Origin of the sequence: Eudoraea algarum (assembly GCF_050589645.1) — a bacterium.
Taxonomy (GTDB): domain Bacteria; phylum Bacteroidota; class Bacteroidia; order Flavobacteriales; family Flavobacteriaceae; genus JBNGOQ01.
This window is the reverse complement of the sequence record NZ_JBNGOQ010000002.1, coordinates 1-14,809: the sequence shown is the minus strand read 5'-3', so window position 1 is coordinate 14,809 and position 14,809 is coordinate 1. Positions and strand designations below refer to the sequence as shown.

17 protein-coding genes are annotated in these 14,809 nt (G+C 43.4%); 10 read left to right on the top strand and 7 right to left on the bottom strand.

The window, feature by feature from the left end:
- The first annotated feature begins 48 nt into the window (after window positions 1–48).
- The 5 genes from ACRD67_RS06300 (at window position 49) to rplS (ending at window position 2,675) form a co-directional block, all read left to right on the top strand.
- Window positions 49–666, top strand: coding sequence for a tRNA (guanine-N1)-methyltransferase (locus tag ACRD67_RS06300; RefSeq protein WP_430966207.1), 618 nt, complete (start codon window positions 49–51; stop codon window positions 664–666).
- A 39-nt stretch (window positions 667–705) separates the two neighbouring features.
- Window positions 706–1,149 (top strand): GNAT family N-acetyltransferase, encoded by a 444-nt coding sequence (locus ACRD67_RS06295; RefSeq protein WP_430966206.1) that lies wholly within the window; start codon window positions 706–708, stop codon window positions 1,147–1,149.
- A gap of 34 nt (window positions 1,150–1,183) precedes the next feature.
- Window positions 1,184–1,858 carry a tRNA (guanosine(37)-N1)-methyltransferase TrmD gene (trmD, locus tag ACRD67_RS06290; protein ID WP_430966205.1) on the top strand — a complete coding sequence of 225 codons (675 nt, stop codon included), beginning with the start codon at window positions 1,184–1,186 and terminating at the stop codon, window positions 1,856–1,858.
- An 8-nt stretch (window positions 1,859–1,866) separates the two neighbouring features.
- Window positions 1,867–2,196 (top strand): hypothetical protein, encoded by a 330-nt coding sequence (locus tag ACRD67_RS06285; protein WP_430966204.1) that lies wholly within the window; start codon window positions 1,867–1,869, stop codon window positions 2,194–2,196.
- A gap of 128 nt (window positions 2,197–2,324) precedes the next feature.
- Window positions 2,325–2,675, top strand: a complete 351-nt coding sequence (gene rplS / locus ACRD67_RS06280; protein ID WP_430966203.1) for a 50S ribosomal protein L19 — start codon at window positions 2,325–2,327, stop codon at window positions 2,673–2,675.
- A gap of 70 nt (window positions 2,676–2,745) precedes the next feature.
- On the opposite strand, the gene rocD is transcribed toward rplS, so the two are convergent.
- The 3 genes from rocD to ACRD67_RS06265 form a co-directional block, all read right to left on the bottom strand.
- Window positions 2,746–4,023, bottom strand: coding sequence for an ornithine--oxo-acid transaminase (gene rocD, locus ACRD67_RS06275; RefSeq protein WP_430966202.1), 1,278 nt, complete (start codon window positions 4,021–4,023; stop codon window positions 2,746–2,748).
- Between the two features lie 117 nt (window positions 4,024–4,140).
- Complete coding sequence (locus tag ACRD67_RS06270; protein WP_430966201.1) at window positions 4,141–4,527, bottom strand: DUF6768 family protein; 387 nt, start codon at window positions 4,525–4,527, stop codon at window positions 4,141–4,143.
- The gene (locus tag ACRD67_RS06265; RefSeq protein WP_430966200.1) at window positions 4,502–5,068 is read right to left on the bottom strand and encodes an RNA polymerase sigma factor; all 567 of its coding nucleotides are present in this window, start codon (window positions 5,066–5,068) and stop codon (window positions 4,502–4,504) included. The genes ACRD67_RS06270 and ACRD67_RS06265 overlap by 26 nt, the downstream gene beginning before the upstream one ends.
- Before the next feature lie 123 nt (window positions 5,069–5,191).
- Between ACRD67_RS06265 and rlmD the strand changes: the two genes are divergently transcribed.
- From rlmD to ACRD67_RS06250, 3 genes are read left to right on the top strand one after another with little or no spacing between them, the layout of a single operon-like run.
- Window positions 5,192–6,607, top strand: a complete 1,416-nt coding sequence (gene rlmD / locus ACRD67_RS06260; RefSeq protein ID WP_430966199.1) for a 23S rRNA (uracil(1939)-C(5))-methyltransferase RlmD — start codon at window positions 5,192–5,194, stop codon at window positions 6,605–6,607.
- Between the two features lie 37 nt (window positions 6,608–6,644).
- Window positions 6,645–7,145 carry a DUF6452 family protein gene (locus ACRD67_RS06255; RefSeq protein WP_430966198.1) on the top strand — a complete coding sequence of 167 codons (501 nt, stop codon included), beginning with the start codon at window positions 6,645–6,647 and terminating at the stop codon, window positions 7,143–7,145.
- The gene (locus ACRD67_RS06250) at window positions 7,126–7,878 is read left to right on the top strand and encodes a DUF6048 family protein (RefSeq protein ID WP_430966197.1); all 753 of its coding nucleotides are present in this window, start codon (window positions 7,126–7,128) and stop codon (window positions 7,876–7,878) included. The genes ACRD67_RS06255 and ACRD67_RS06250 overlap by 20 nt, the downstream gene beginning before the upstream one ends.
- Window position 7,879: 1 nt before the next feature.
- Here ACRD67_RS06250 and ACRD67_RS06245 read toward each other — a convergent pair whose 3' ends face one another.
- The gene (locus ACRD67_RS06245) at window positions 7,880–8,110 is read right to left on the bottom strand and encodes a hypothetical protein (protein ID WP_430966196.1); all 231 of its coding nucleotides are present in this window, start codon (window positions 8,108–8,110) and stop codon (window positions 7,880–7,882) included.
- Complete coding sequence (locus ACRD67_RS06240) at window positions 8,107–9,276, bottom strand: THUMP domain-containing class I SAM-dependent RNA methyltransferase (protein WP_430966195.1); 1,170 nt, start codon at window positions 9,274–9,276, stop codon at window positions 8,107–8,109. Before ACRD67_RS06240 ends, ACRD67_RS06245 begins: the two co-directional genes overlap by 4 nt.
- A gap of 94 nt (window positions 9,277–9,370) precedes the next feature.
- Here ACRD67_RS06240 and ACRD67_RS06235 point away from each other — a divergent pair, with 94 nt between their 5' ends.
- Together ACRD67_RS06235 and ACRD67_RS06230 are read left to right on the top strand one after the other, a co-directional pair.
- Window positions 9,371–10,042, top strand: coding sequence for a ZIP family metal transporter (locus ACRD67_RS06235; protein WP_430966194.1), 672 nt, complete (start codon window positions 9,371–9,373; stop codon window positions 10,040–10,042).
- 207 nt (window positions 10,043–10,249) lie between these two features.
- Complete coding sequence (locus ACRD67_RS06230) at window positions 10,250–12,367, top strand: Ig-like domain-containing protein (RefSeq protein ID WP_430966193.1); 2,118 nt, start codon at window positions 10,250–10,252, stop codon at window positions 12,365–12,367.
- 85 nt (window positions 12,368–12,452) lie between these two features.
- Here ACRD67_RS06230 and trhA read toward each other — a convergent pair whose 3' ends face one another.
- Window positions 12,453–13,091 carry a PAQR family membrane homeostasis protein TrhA gene (gene trhA / locus ACRD67_RS06225; protein WP_430966192.1) on the bottom strand — a complete coding sequence of 213 codons (639 nt, stop codon included), beginning with the start codon at window positions 13,089–13,091 and terminating at the stop codon, window positions 12,453–12,455.
- A gap of 12 nt (window positions 13,092–13,103) precedes the next feature.
- Complete coding sequence (locus tag ACRD67_RS06220; RefSeq protein ID WP_430966191.1) at window positions 13,104–14,441, bottom strand: amidohydrolase family protein; 1,338 nt, start codon at window positions 14,439–14,441, stop codon at window positions 13,104–13,106.
- Between the last annotated feature and the right edge of the window lie 368 nt (window positions 14,442–14,809).

The following is a 14,809-nucleotide window of genomic DNA, read 5'->3' as shown; positions in this document are numbered from 1 at the left end:
TTACTTTAGTCCCTCTCTAAATCATTATTAACATCAAGAATTACATAAATGAAAGGCTTTAGAATACTATTTATTGTAATTGCCCTATTAACGTTTAATCTACAATTTGCGCAAGAAACAGATGGGGAAAATCTGTCTTTGGATCAAGGTCCTATCAGCAGCCAATTTGAATATTTAATCAAGAAATCGGGAAATTACCGCGCGGAAGGAAAAAGATACGAGGTGGTCCGGGTAATCTATTTGGATAAGTTGCGGCAAAACGTTTTGGATTCACTGAATGCCGCCAACAAAATCAAGGGGGAGCTTAATGCCACCATATCCGGTCACGAGTCCACCATAAGTTCCTTGAACAGCAAGTTGCTGGAGACCAGCAATAGCCTTACCTCAGTGACCGAAGAAAAGGACAGTATGTCCTTTTTTGGGGCACTTGTCTCCAAATCGACCTATAATTTTATCTTATGGACCATAATTGGCGGGCTGTTACTTATGCTGTTGTTGTTTATCTATAAATTTAGAAACAGTAATATTTTGACCCAGGAGGCCAAAACAACGCTTAGCGAGTTGGAGGTGGAGTATGAACAGCACAGACGCAGAGCCTTGGAACGGGAGCAAAAAATAAGCAGGCAACTGCAGGATGAAATAAACAAATACAAAAAATCCAAATAAAAAAAAGCTCCTTTACCGGAGCTTTTTTTAGCTTTTATTATGCTTAAGATAAGGAAGGCCACCCAAGATGATGTGCCACAACTGGCTCCCTTATTTGATCTTTATCGAATTTTTTATGGGCAAGAGTCCAATAGCCCAGCGGCCAGGGCCTTTTTAACGGAACGGATTACAAAGGGGGAATCGGTGATTTTTCTGGCCGAACTTCATGGTGAGACCGTAGGTTTCACGCAATTGTACAAAACCTTTTCTTCCGTAAGTCTCGAAGCCGTCTTTATTCTCAACGATTTATATGTCAGCAAGTCGCATAGAGGCAAACGTATCGGGGAGGCCCTCTTGAATAGGGCACAGGCGTATTGTTCGGAAAAGAATTTCAAGGGATTGGCACTGGAGACCGCGGTAGACAATCCGGCTCAGAAGTTATATGAGCGCCTGGGTTGGAAAAAAGATTCCCATTGTTTTCACTATTTTTGGAAAGCGCCTTAAACATACTGGTTTTTGGCCATAAGACGAAAGTTACATGCGAATTGATATTATAACGGTATTGCCCGAACTGCTTAAAAGTCCTTTTGAAGCTTCCATTCTTAAGCGTGCTATAGAAAAGGGTCTGGTGGAAGTGCATATGCATAATTTAAGGGACTATACGGATAAAAGCTATAACCAAATTGACGATTATCAATTTGGGGGCGGGGCTGGTATGGTTATGATGATCGAGCCTATAGATAAATGTATCGCTTCGCTAAAAGCAGAAAGGGAATACGACGAGGTCATTTATATGACCCCCGATGGGGAAACCTTAAATCAAAAAATGGCGAATTCCATTTCACTTCTGGACAATATGATTATTCTCTGCGGACATTATAAGGGCGTGGACCAACGTGTTAGGGAAACTTTGATCACCAAGGAGATTTCCATCGGGGACTATGTATTATCAGGTGGGGAGTTGGGAGCCGCCGTGCTCTGTGACGCCATTATACGGTTGATCCCCGGAGTATTGAACAACGAAACTTCGGCATTGACCGATACGTTTCAGGACAATCTTTTGGCGCCTCCCGTGTATACCAGGCCATCGGAATATAAGGGCCTAAAGGTACCCGATATCCTATTAAGTGGTAATTTTCCGGAAATTGAGAAATGGCGGGAAGATCAAGCCCTTAAACGAACCGAACAGCGAAGACCGGACTTACTAAAATAATTATGACAATGAGCGACTTACCAATTCCTTATATTATAGGTTATTTCGTCTATGGCCTGGGACAACTACTGGTCCTGATAGGCTGTTTTATCCTTTTCTTTAAACAACGGTCCCTCGCGTCTATATTGATGCTGTTGGGGAGTATCCTCTCGATTATCCTTGGAATAATTGGGGTGGTCTTACCTATGGTCATGGCACGGACCGGCGGTCCGGAAGCTATTGTACGAAGTCAGGGCATTATTTCCGTTGTTAATGGAATGGTATATATCATGTTTGCGACAGGGCTTATCCTTTTGGCGATAAAACTTGTCAAAAAGAATGAAAACCCTTCTATTTGACCTGCCGCAAGGAAAAAACGACATATTCCCTTGCAATTCCCCATATATTATTTAATTTTGCACTCTGTTAAAATCAACCTCTGACGAGAATCGTGAACGTTGGTTCTAAATAACTGTAAACAAAAACAATGGAAGCATTAATAAAATTTGTTGAAGACGAATTTGTTCCAAAAAAAGATTTTCCCAAATTCTCTTCAGGAGACACTATAACGGTCTACTATGAGATTAAGGAAGGTGAAAAAACACGTACCCAGTTTTTCAAAGGAGTTGTTATTCAAAGAAGGGGAAGCAATGCTACGGAAACTTTCACCATAAGAAAAATGTCTGGCACTGTTGGTGTAGAAAGGATCTTTCCGGTTAATATGCCCGCACTTCAAAAAATAGAGGTCAATAAAAAAGGTAAGGTACGTAGAGCCCGTATCTTCTACTTCAGAGGTCTTACCGGTAAAAAGGCCCGCATCAAGGAAGTACGTTCCTAAAGAACGCTAAACCGTAAAAAAACCCTCAAAAGCCATTTTTGAGGGTTTTTTCATTTTCAAGGAATGTCCTTTATTTCTTAAATGCCTTCAGGGTTCGTTTAATAATCGATATACAATCAAGCATCTGTTCTTCGGTCATTACCAGCGGTGGCGCGAAACGAATAATATTTCCATGTGTTGGTTTGGCCAACAGACCATTTTCCTTAAGTGCCATGCAGATATCCCAAGCTGTGGAGCTATCCTCCGAATCATTGATTACAATGGCATTGAGCAACCCTTTGCCCCGAACCAGTCTCACCAAATCGGATTCTCCGACCAATTTTTCCATCTCACTTCTAAAAAGTTCGCCCAAAACAAAGGCATTTTCGGCTAGATCTTCATCCCTAACAACCTCCAGGGCCGCTATGGCAACAGCGCAAGCCAGTGGATTTCCGCCAAAGGTAGAACCGTGGTTTCCGGGACGTATAACTTCCATAATCGTATTATTTGCCAAAACCGCGGAAACGGGAAGTACCCCGCCTGACAGCGCTTTTCCCAAAATCAGCATATCCGGTTTAACGTCCGGGGTATCACTGCAAAGTCGGTCTGTACAGGAGCAAGTACCACAACTGGCCAATAGTCTACCGGTCCTGGCTATGCCTGTCTGTACTTCATCGGAAATAAACAGGACGTTCTTTTCCCTGCACAGTTCATGTGCTTCCCGGATATAGTTTTCGTCGGGCACATAAACCCCTGCTTCACCCTGTATGGGCTCTACCAGAAAAGCGGCCACGTTAGGGTCCTTCAAGGCTTCCTGCAACGCATTGATATCGTTGTATCGAATTGAAACTATGCCAGGTGTAAAGGGACCAAAGTTTTCCGTGGCTATGGGATCATTGGACGCAGATATTATCGTAATGGTTCTGCCATGGAAATTATTTTGGCACACCACGATCTTCGCTTGGTTGGCTGGTATCCCTTTTTTCTCATATCCCCACTTTCTCGCTATTTTTATAGCGGTCTCAACGGCTTCCGCACCTGTATTCATGGGCAATACCCGATCAAATCCGAAATATTCGGTGATGTACTTCTCGTACTTTCCGAGCATATCATTGTAAAATGCCCGTGAGGTGAGCGTCAGATTTTCGGCCTGTTCCTTAAGGGCCGAAATAATTCTGGGGTGGCAATGCCCCTGATTTACCGCCGAATATGCGGATAGGAAATCATAGTATTTTTTTCCTTCAACGTCCCACACATAAACACCTTCTCCCCTACTTAATACTACTGGCAAGGGATGATAGTTCTGTGCGCCGTACTTGTTCTCCAATGCTATGGCATCTTGGGAGGTCATTCTTTCCAAAACTGACATGACTTTGAATATTTTAAGTAAAACTTTAGCAATTCCTTCTTAGGGAGAGAAATCATCCGTTGTAGAAACTGCAAGTTACAAAAAACCTGCCTCAGTAAAAAAAGCTTTCCAGGATCTTTATTGATTTAACTTACCACTGAGCGCGGTGACTTGGAGCTCCAGTCGCTTTAATTCCCTTAGAATGTCGTTCTTGTCCATCTGCTGCCAGACATAAAGTTTTAACATCCCCATGGCGATCATGCATAAAAATCCGGCTGCGGCCCATTTGATTAGGATGTTGGTTTCTTCCGTACCAAAGAATTGTACAACGCAATAAACAAAAAGTGCAAATATTAATAAATGCATTACGTTCATAATCATGGCCAGCCACCCCATTTTTCCACGATACACCGTCCCCAATTTCCCAAAAAGGTTCTGCTCCTCCAATTCATCATAAAATTTAGCCTCTTCCTCGTTCAAGGCTTCCTTAATAAGCAAATCAATTTTTTCCAGATCTTTTTTCATCGTTATTTGTTTTTAGAATTGTCTTTAATTTTTCACGGGCATGGAACAATCTTGATTTTACCGTTCCTACCGAGATATTCAAAATATCGCTGATCTCCCTTAAGGAATACTCCTGGGTATAGAACAGGCGAAGTACCATTTGCTGGTCACCGGGCAACAGGCGTATTCCATTTTGAAGTTTTAACCGGTCCGATTCCCCTTCCTCGTAACTCCCATCCGTCTCGGACAGCTTGGCATAGGATTGCATATGCTCGCGGGTTCTCTTGTTCCTATTGAGGTAATCCAATGATTTACGGGTCACGATCTTTGTGGCCCAACTCCCAAAGCTGTTAGGGTCTTTAATGTTACTCAACTTATTGACCATAACACTCCAACAGTCCTGTACGATATCCTTGGCAGCATCCATATCGCGGGTGTACCAGAAAGCATGCCTACATAATCGGAGATGGTACCTCTTAACCAAAAGGGAAAGTGCCTTTTTATCTCCGGATTGATACTGCAATACCAACAGACCATCAAATGTTTTATTGGTGTTTCCCATATGCCTTACACAAGAAAGACGTGCCAAAAGCGAAAAGGTTCAATTTGTTGTCTTTTTTATGCATTCTAAAGATAACTGATCCAAACAGGCTGTAAAATTCAATGCTATTAGTACTTTTGCTCCATGCGCAAAAAGAACAGGCGACAATATTTTGAAAAAGTTGCGGTCATCGATGCCGGAGCCAAAGGAAAAACTGTGGGGAAGGCTCCGGACGGTAGGGTAATTTTCCTTACCAATACGGTTCCCGGCGATATTGTAGATGTACAGACCACAAAAAAAAGAAAGGCCTATTTTGAAGGTGTCGCCACGCATTTTCATACACGGTCCGACAAAAGGACAGAGCCCGTATGTGAGCATTTTGGTGTTTGCGGTGGGTGCAAATGGCAACATATGGGCTATAAGCACCAGTTACATTACAAACAAGAGGAAGTAATCAACAATCTAAGGCGCATAGGCCATTTGGAACTTCCGGAAATTTCACCCATTCTGGGTTCAAAAGACCAGTATTTTTACCGAAATAAGATGGAGTTCTCCTTTTCCGATGCAAGATGGCTTAGCCTGGAGGAGATAAATTCGGATACCGAAATCAAGGATAAAAACGCTCTGGGTTTCCATATTCCAGGAATGTGGGACAAAATCTTGGATATAAAAAAATGCCACCTGCAAGAAGACCCCTCCAATGCCATTCGTATGGAAATTAGGACCTTTGCCACCGCTCACGGCTTGCCATTCTTCAATCCCAGAAAACAAGAGGGATTGCTGAGAACCCTTATGATAAGGACTTCCTCCATAGGGGAAGTTATGGTCCTTGTGCAATTTTTTGGGGACGATGCGGACAAGAGAATTTTATTGCTGGACCATCTGGCCAAAAGTTTTCCGGAAATCACCTCTCTATTGTATGTCATCAACCAAAAGGCCAATGACACGATCTATGATCAAGAGGTGATCTGTCATGCTGGAAGGGATCATATTTTTGAAACCATGGAGGAGTTGCGCTTTAAAATAACCGCAAAATCATTTTACCAAACCAATTCCAAGCAGGCATACGAACTATACAAGGTTACCAGGGACTTTGCGGGATTAACAGGTATGGAACTGGTCTATGACCTATACACCGGTACTGGGACCATTGCCCAATTCGTTTCGGAAAGCGCAAAAAAGGTGATTGGGATCGAGGCTGTTCCAGAGGCCATTGCCGCTGCCAAGGCCAATGCGCTGGAGAATAAAATTACCAATGTGGACTTTTTTGCCGGGGATATGAAAAACATATTCAATGCCGACTTTATAGCTACTCATGGAAGGCCCGATGTTATCATTACAGACCCGCCTAGGGATGGCATGCACAAGGATGTGGTACGGCAAATTATGGATATTGCACCTTCAAAGGTGGTCTACGTCAGCTGTAATAGTGCCACACAGGCAAGGGATCTAGCCTTGATGAACGAATTGTACCAGTTAAAAAAAATACAGCCAGTAGATATGTTTCCCCAGACGCATCATGTAGAAAATGTTGTACTTTTGGAAAAACGGGCATCATAATTGCTTCTATCTTTTCCAATATGAAGATGATAAATTAATGAAAAAAATAAGCGCCTCATTTCTTGTTCTCTTGGCCCTGATTTTCCTTACCAATTGTGAAAAAGACGATATCTGCGTGGATGGGGATACCCCCTTGTTGATCATTCGCTTTTTGGATGCGGACAATCCCACCGAGTTTCAGGACGTATCAGGCCTGGAAGTGCGCGGTCTTCTACCGGACGGTACCCCACTGGATGTCATTGCCAATGCCAGCTCGGATTCTATTGCCATTCCGTTGCAAATAGGTGAAAGTGGTACTACATTCATCCTATCGCAAAATCCGACACCTACAGATGAAACTACCGTGAACCTAGACACCCTTAGATTTACCTATGGGACCAGTGAAATCTTCATTTCCAGGGCTTGTGGATTTGTTGCCAACTACGACAGTCTGGACAATGAACTAACTGCGGATGGCGATAACTGGATTCAAAGCATAGAAATAGTAACCCCTCTTGTAGAAAATTCCGTTTCGGCCCATGTTCAAATATTTCATTAGTCTTTTCTTGGTACTGAGTTTTTTCGATGGGCATGCCCAGAGCAAACCTATTGACTTGCAACCAAAGGATACGGCAGATTACAGACAACCCTACGGCTTAAGGGTGGGAGTTGATCTGAGCCGCCCTGTATTGTCATTTTTTGACGAGGACTATACCGGACTGGAACTCGTAGGCGACTATAGACTGAACCAAAAGTTATATCTAGGAGTGGAACTGGGAACGGAGGAGAAAACCCAACAGGAAGACCTGTTCAATTTCACGACTTCGGGCAGTTACCTTAAACTGGGGATAGACTTCAATACCTATGAAAACTGGTATGGCATGAACAATTCAATTTACATTGGAGGTCGTTATGCCTATAGTACGTTTACCCAAACCCTAAACAATTTTCAGTTCTTTGACAGCAACCGTTATTTTAGTCCGGACGACTTTGTACAAGGTGCTACGGATCCTGTGGAGTTTGATGGATTGAACGCATCCTGGCTCGAATTTATCTTTGGTGTCAAGGCCGAGCTTTTTGCCAATATTTATTTGGGAGCCAGTGTACGTTTGGGTTTTTTGATTACGGAAAAGGAGGCGGATAATTTTCCCAACCTATGGATTCCAGGATTTAACAAGGTAACCGATGGCAGTAATTTTGGAGTGGGGTACAATTACTCCATTTCGTATTTTATTCCCTTATACAAAAAAGCGAAAAAACCAAAGGATCCGGAGGTGGAATCCGATAACTGATCTAGATTTCCCTAGTACCCTTCATAAAGACCCACTTCATCAACACCTTTTCGCCCTCATCTGTTTGTATGGCGCCGAATTTAGGAGCCAATATGTTGGCCGCTATAGCCGAAGCAACTGCGAGGAATATGCGGTTTATAGGCATATAATACCCTAAAATGAGTCGGATTACAATGAACAATAGTGCAAACCCAAGAAAATTGAACAACAGTGCTCGGTATTTAGGCCTCATAGTTCAGGGGGTTTGTTGAATTTTGCTTTTTTGCTGCCTTCGTACATCACGTACTTCACCAATCTAGACTCCAGATGGCTGTTGTACAATTTAATTTTGCGGGAGGGCCGCAGTCCTACGAACTTCAAAGCTTGCAGGTTGGAAGTAATAAACCAAGCATCCGTTCCAGGGTATCCCTGTTTCAAGGTATCCCCGATGCTCTCATAAAATTTTTCCATTTCAATATTGAGCCTTTCCCCGTAGGGCGGGTTAAATACCATGTGCAGTTGCCCTTCGGTCAATTTTCGGGTCTCAAAAAAGTTCTTGCGCTCCACGCTGATGTATTCGGAGAGGTTTGCGTTGGCACAATTGTCCTGTGCCTTTCTAACTGCTGACGGCGCTTTGTCATACCCTGTAATCCGGTGGTTAAATTCCCTGGTCCGGTTTAAACTACTGTCCACGATCTTTTCAAAAAAAGTCTTGTCAAAATCACGCCATTTTTCAAAGGCAAATTCTTTTCTGTTAATATTGGCCGGGATATTACAGGCAATCATGGCCGCTTCGGTCAAAAAGGTTCCACTACCGCACATAGGGTCCAAAAAATCGCATTGGCCATCCCATCCGCTAAGCAATAGCAGCCCCGCTGCTAAGACTTCGTTGATCGGAGCGATATTGGTTGCGGTTCTGTAGCCTCTATGGTGTAAGGAGCGCCCAGAGGTATCCAGGGCCAGGTTGCATTGGTTTCGCTGAATGTGGATATTGATGCGCACATCCGGAAATTTGATATCTACGTTGGGTCTTCTTCCCTGATCCTCCCGAAACCTATCCACAATGGCATCCTTGGTTTTTTGGGAAACATAGAGTGAGTGGCTGAACTGCTCTGAATTTACCGTGGCATCGATGGCAAAGGTCGTATCAGGCGTGAGATAGTCCGACCAATCGAGATCGTATATTTTTTTATATAGATCCCTTTCGTCCCGCACGTAAAAGGAATGAATTGGTTTCAAAATCTTTATAGCCGTGCGCAGGCACAGATTGGCCTTGTACATAAAACCGGTATCGCCTTCAAAGGAAACGTTCCTAACACCTTCCTTTACGTTACCTGCACCGAGGTTCCGCAATTCCTTGGCCAATATCTCCTCAAAACCGAACAGGGTCTTGGCCACCATTTTAAAATTATTGTTCATACACTTCCAGAAGAATACGGCAAAAATACATTAATTTTATCCCCACGGGCACTTCGCTTTCTAAATTCGTCCGAACACCTAAGCAAAATAATAAATGACCTATCTATTACCTGTACTGGCGGTACTGTTAAGTTTTGTGTTTGTCTTTCTGTTAAAACCCCAAAAAAGAGATACTTTCAAGTTATTATTGGCCTTTAGTGGGGCTTTTTTGTTGGCCCTGACCATTTTTGAGCTATTGCCCGAGGTCTATATCAACACAAATCCTAAAACCATAGGAATCTTTGTGATGCTGGGCATTCTTCTACAGATTTTTTTGGAGTTTTTTTCAAAGGGGGCCGAACATGGCCACGTACATTTGGACAGTGAAAAAAGTGGCTTTCCTTGGTTACTATTTGGCAGCCTTTGCATACATTCCCTATTGGAGGGCCTACCTATCGAAAAATATCATACCATGCTTTACGGCATTTTGGTCCATAAAATACCCATTGCCATAATACTCAGTATTTTTTTATTGAATTCCAAGATCAAACAGGGTCACGCGATACTTTTTATCGTATTGTTTTCCCTTATGACCCCTGCAGGTACCTATCTGGCAGCGCATCTCGCTTTTTTTGATACCTACTACGCCCCCATTACGGCCCTGATCATCGGGGTCTTTCTCCATATCTCAACGGTTATCCTCTTCGAAAGCTCTGAAGGACATTCCTTTAATTTACGAAAGCTGTTGGTCATCGTCCTTGGGATTGTCATAGCGTATTTCTTATGACCTTGGAGCAGCTGCAAGTGCTTTTAACCGTTTATTAATGTACTTGGAAGTATTTTTTTCTAGTCTTGCAATATCTGTATACATTTGTAATCCAAACCATACAAAACCATGCGTAGTTCCCTCTTTATCTTATTGGCACTTCTGTGCTGTTTTTTTATTTCCTGTTCCAGTGATTCTGATAGTACTCCGCCGCCCGAACCGGATGTTGTGGCCCCAACGGTTAACATTTCGATTGCTGGCTTTCCAAGCGCGACGCCCAGTGAACCCATTGTGGTCAGCGGACAAATAGAAATCAACATAGACGCAAAGGACGCGGGAGGTATTGCCAAGATCGAAGCTTTCATCAATGAGCAGAAGGTGGGTGAAGATACCACAGCTCCCTATCAAATTATCGTTGACATTTCATCTTTTGATTCCAAGGTAGGGAGTACCAACAAGTTTAAGGATTACATATTAAAAGTGTCCGCCACAGATGATGCAGGCAACGTGACATCGGTACAGCAAACGATAAACATAGACAATGAAATGCCTATGGTAAGCGCCGTAAGCCTAACCGAGGGCACGGTAATTAATGGGGACGTAAATGCCGTAACTTTTGAGGTAACGGACAACGAAGTTTTGACTTCCGTAAAAACTTTTCTTAATGGTGAACTATTATCGGATGTAACAGATGGTAGTTTTGAAGCCAATATAAATACCTTGACGTTACAAGATGGTGAAAACGTATTTCGGATAGAGGCCACGGATGCGGCGGACAATGTGGGAGTTTTTGAGGTGAATTTTATTGCGGACAATACAGGTCCGGAAGTTACACTTCCCAACTTAGAGGATGGTCAGATTTTAGATGAGCTTATTGTATTAGCCCCACAGGTATCAGATACGTATTCCGAAATTGTTTCGTTAGAAGTCGTTTATGGGGATACACAGCTAATCCTGATTGAGGATGCCGTGGATTATCAATTGGATTTTAATCCAGAGTTATTTCCAACAGGAACAGGTTCTTTACATTTTATCGCAACGGACAGTTTGGGTAACGAGTCGGAAACGTCTATTTCAGTTGACATATATAGAAGATTGATAACAATTCATTTTCCAGCAAATTATTATAATCCGGTCTTTGCCAGAATTTACGTTTTTGCGTCGTCAATGGACGGTGAAACCCTAGACTCGAAAAGGGTTTTTCAGGATACGCAAGAAATAACCCTTAGAACCAACGTAGAAATTGATGCAGATTCGGAATTCATGCTCACCATAGGGGAATACCAAACCGGGGCGTTTGGAAATGCAAGTGAATTTACAACACTGCAAAATTTAAAACCTTCTACTCTTGGTGTCCTAAACCTAAAGACATATCCAAGATTTGATGCCGGTCCAACCCAGCCCCTGCGGTTTCCAGCCACCGGATTTGACCCAGATGATACCCTTGGCATTGGCAGCGAAGGTTTCGGATATGGAGGTAGTCTTTTTCAAGAAATTTCCGAACTCTCCTTGGATAGAAGAAGAAACACCACGAGTACAATAAATACTGATTTTATTTACCTCCCACTTTTCAATTTCGATTTAAATGAATATTCTTATTATGTTGCAGACTGGGAATTTCCTTCAGATTTCGTTTTAACGCCGGATCTTTTCACTTCCGCAGGGGTTGAACGTAGAACCTTCGAACCCATTGTCACAACTGGCGCTTATGAATCATCCAATATTTGGATTGCGGGATACTTTAATGAAGATGAATTTCAAAACAATGTTTATCACAGGATTTATGGCATAGGATATGGCTTTAATCCTGCGGGAGGCATTCCCTATTATTTTAACAACATTTTCGATAAATATAGATATAATGTAAGGTTAAACAGCTACTACACGGAGCGCACCGGAGAGCCTTTGACTTCCTTTCAAACGCTGGATTGGACAGTGGATTACAGCTTTGCCAACAATGAGGTTGATTTGATAAAGAGTGGTAACGGCCATAGTGTGGGTAAAATTTTAATTGACAGTAATTCACCCGTTGTAATTGATGGCTTAAATATTTCTTATCGATGGAGCTTGCTATTCGATAGTGAAAAAATGGATAAGATTGTTTTACCAAAAATCCCAGAAGAAATTCAAACCTGGGGATTTTATCAACTGTATGAACAAAATAGTATGGAAGCTCAGCAGGCAGAAATCAAACGATACGATGGTATTACATCATACGATGAGTATTTGGATAAGGTTATCAAAAACAATGAATTTTCGTATTTGGTTTCTCCAGTCATGGAATCGACTTTCAAATCAGCTGTTAACGGAGTTTACTTTAAAGCACCGCACTTTCTTTTGGATTAGATAGTGTTCAAGATATGTGGATTTTTTATGATTGTTCATGATTGTTATTTCGGACCCATGGGTCAGCGGCCATTGGTTAGCTGATTTAGAGGATATCCCAATAAATAAACAACCAATGGCTTATAGCGCCGCCCAAAACAAAAACATGCCATATCAAGTGGTTGTAGGGTATCTTACGAAGGGCGTAGAACACAATGCCCAAGGTATAGAAGGCTCCACCCAGGGCCATTAATGTTAGTCCCAGCTTGGAAGTAGTAGCTATAAGCGCGCCAATGTCGAAGACGATCAGCCATCCCATAAACAGGTACAACAACAAGGAAAACACTTCAAACTTACCGGTGAAGAACAGTTTCAGCATTGTTCCTAAAAGGGCAAGGCCCCAGACGACATATAATAGAATCCATCCCCTGGAGTCAGCTAATAGGACCACACAGACCGGGGTATAGGTACCGGCAATCAAATAATAGATACTGATATGGTCTAAAATCCGTAGTTTCCTTTTGAGCGCAAGCTTGGACACCGAATGATATAGGGTAGAGGCCGTAAACAGGAGAACTATGGAAATGCTGTAAACAACAAGGCTGATAATGGTCTGATTACTTTGCGCCGTATTTTTATCCAACAAGAGATAAGCCCCTAAAATGCCCAACAAGATACCCAGGCCGTGGGACCAAGCATTCCATTTTTCTTCTTTGTGATAGTCCGCCTTTTCTTCCATTCGCATATCCCGGAGGCCCTACTTGTACCGTTTGCCATGCTTAATGACCATATCCACATCCTGCAATAGGCTTATATAGCGGAGTACATCGCCATCCACAGCAATGATATCGGCGTATTTGCCAGGGGTTATGGTGCCCACTTCATCGGCCACACCCATCCATAGCGCTGGCCAGTAGGTTGCTGATCGAATAGCGTACATGGGATCGATTCCAAATTCGTTGACCCAAACATCCAGTTCGTTCCAGGTAGACTGACTGTGAAACTTCATGGGAATGCCGCTGTCGGTTCCTATCAAAAGTACTACTCCGGCATCCAACAACTGTTGTATTTTGGTTTTAAGTGTCGGTTTTCGCGAAGGAGTAAGTTGAAAATACGGAAGACGATCAGGGTGTTTGATGCTGTTCTTGATATCGGTGATAATGCTATCGGGCAGTCCCAAATGCCAGGAATCATTGTCTAGTTTTTCATGATTGTCCCTTACGTATTCGTAATTGTACAATCCTTCCACCGTAGGGCACCAAAACAGGGGTCCCTTGTTCATTTGGGCGGTGCGCTCTGCGATCATTTCCATAACATCCTCGGGATATTTGGGCGCGGAGGACAGTCCGGTATGCTCAAAACAATCCACGCCCACTTTAAGTCCCCTTCTAATTTCCTCCGGCCTATGGCCATGGGCCACTACTTTCAGATTATTTTTATGGGCTTCCTCCACCACTGCCGTCAATTCTTCCATGGTCATCTGATCTTGATCAATCAGCTTAATGACGTCTACCCCGGCCTTTGCCAGTTTGCGTATTTTTTTTCTACCATCCTCGGCACCAGTCACTCCCCACCTAAAGTCCTCTGTGCCGGGATAGGGTTTATGTTGAATAAAAGGTCCAGAAACATAGAGGGTAGCGCCGGGAATCTCACCCTTGTTAATGGCATCCCTAACGGCAATGCTTTCTTCTAAAGGTGCGCCCAAGTCACGGGCACTGGTTACGCCAGCCATCAGTAGCTGATGTGCGGATGCGGGCATGATTACGTCTTTGAACAAGGGTGGATAGGTCTTGTCCCAGTAGGTATAATCAGCATGCCCGTTGATCATGGTATGCACATGCATATCCCATAAGCCGGGAAGTACGGTCATGCCTTCGGTAGAAATGACTTCCGCATTGGCTGGAATTGGTGTATCATTGATTGTGCCTACCGTTTTTATTTTTTCACCCGCTATGATAATGACACTATTTTTTATGGGATCGGCCCCAAAGCCGTCGATAAGGGTCCCCCCAACCAGGGCTTTAAGGGTGTTTTCTTGGGAGGATACGGTAATTGCGCTTAGGCAGATCAATAACGTACATATGTGTTTCAGCATAACCTTGTCTTTGTGATAAAGATAATAAAGTAACGGTTGGAAACCACGTGCATTCTTAAGGGTCTTGCCCCTCTGTTCTTGACGGGCGTGGCCTCCTCCGCTCTTGGCCTCGCCAAGACCACCTCCCCCGGCGGGGGAGGGGCCGTTTGCAGGGGCCCCATAAAAAAGCCGTAGCGGTGAATCGGGTACGGTCGTCCAGTTCCTTCCCCAAGGGGGAAGGTGGACCCCGGCGATGGCGCCGGGGGACGGAAGGGGCAAAAGAGCGGAAGCCCCGCAGACCGATCTGTACCAAAAAAAAGGGCACAAAAAAAAGTCCCCCACAGTAAACTGTAGGGGACTTCGAAAAAAGGCGGCGGCCTACTCTCCCA

Excerpts from the sequence above, each read along its gene's own strand:
- ACRD67_RS06300 (WP_430966207.1), top strand. The coding sequence starts at position 49 with ATGAAAGGCTTTAGAATACTATTTATTGTAATTGCCCTATTAACGTTT.
- ACRD67_RS06295 (WP_430966206.1), top strand. The coding sequence starts at position 706 with ATGCTTAAGATAAGGAAGGCCACCCAAGATGATGTGCCACAACTGGCT.
- trmD (WP_430966205.1), top strand. The coding sequence starts at position 1,184 with ATGCGAATTGATATTATAACGGTATTGCCCGAACTGCTTAAAAGTCCT.
- ACRD67_RS06285 (WP_430966204.1), top strand. The coding sequence starts at position 1,867 with ATGAGCGACTTACCAATTCCTTATATTATAGGTTATTTCGTCTATGGC.
- rplS (WP_430966203.1), top strand. The coding sequence starts at position 2,325 with ATGGAAGCATTAATAAAATTTGTTGAAGACGAATTTGTTCCAAAAAAA.
- rocD (WP_430966202.1), bottom strand. The coding sequence starts at position 4,023 with ATGTCAGTTTTGGAAAGAATGACCTCCCAAGATGCCATAGCATTGGAG.
- ACRD67_RS06270 (WP_430966201.1), bottom strand. The coding sequence starts at position 4,527 with ATGAAAAAAGATCTGGAAAAAATTGATTTGCTTATTAAGGAAGCCTTG.
- ACRD67_RS06265 (WP_430966200.1), bottom strand. The coding sequence starts at position 5,068 with ATGGGAAACACCAATAAAACATTTGATGGTCTGTTGGTATTGCAGTAT.
- rlmD (WP_430966199.1), top strand. The coding sequence starts at position 5,192 with ATGCGCAAAAAGAACAGGCGACAATATTTTGAAAAAGTTGCGGTCATC.
- ACRD67_RS06255 (WP_430966198.1), top strand. The coding sequence starts at position 6,645 with ATGAAAAAAATAAGCGCCTCATTTCTTGTTCTCTTGGCCCTGATTTTC.
- ACRD67_RS06250 (WP_430966197.1), top strand. The coding sequence starts at position 7,126 with ATGTTCAAATATTTCATTAGTCTTTTCTTGGTACTGAGTTTTTTCGAT.
- ACRD67_RS06245 (WP_430966196.1), bottom strand. The coding sequence starts at position 8,110 with ATGAGGCCTAAATACCGAGCACTGTTGTTCAATTTTCTTGGGTTTGCA.
- ACRD67_RS06240 (WP_430966195.1), bottom strand. The coding sequence starts at position 9,276 with ATGAACAATAATTTTAAAATGGTGGCCAAGACCCTGTTCGGTTTTGAG.
- ACRD67_RS06235 (WP_430966194.1), top strand. The coding sequence starts at position 9,371 with ATGACCTATCTATTACCTGTACTGGCGGTACTGTTAAGTTTTGTGTTT.
- trhA (WP_430966192.1), bottom strand. The coding sequence starts at position 13,091 with ATGCGAATGGAAGAAAAGGCGGACTATCACAAAGAAGAAAAATGGAAT.
- ACRD67_RS06220 (WP_430966191.1), bottom strand. The coding sequence starts at position 14,441 with ATGCTGAAACACATATGTACGTTATTGATCTGCCTAAGCGCAATTACC.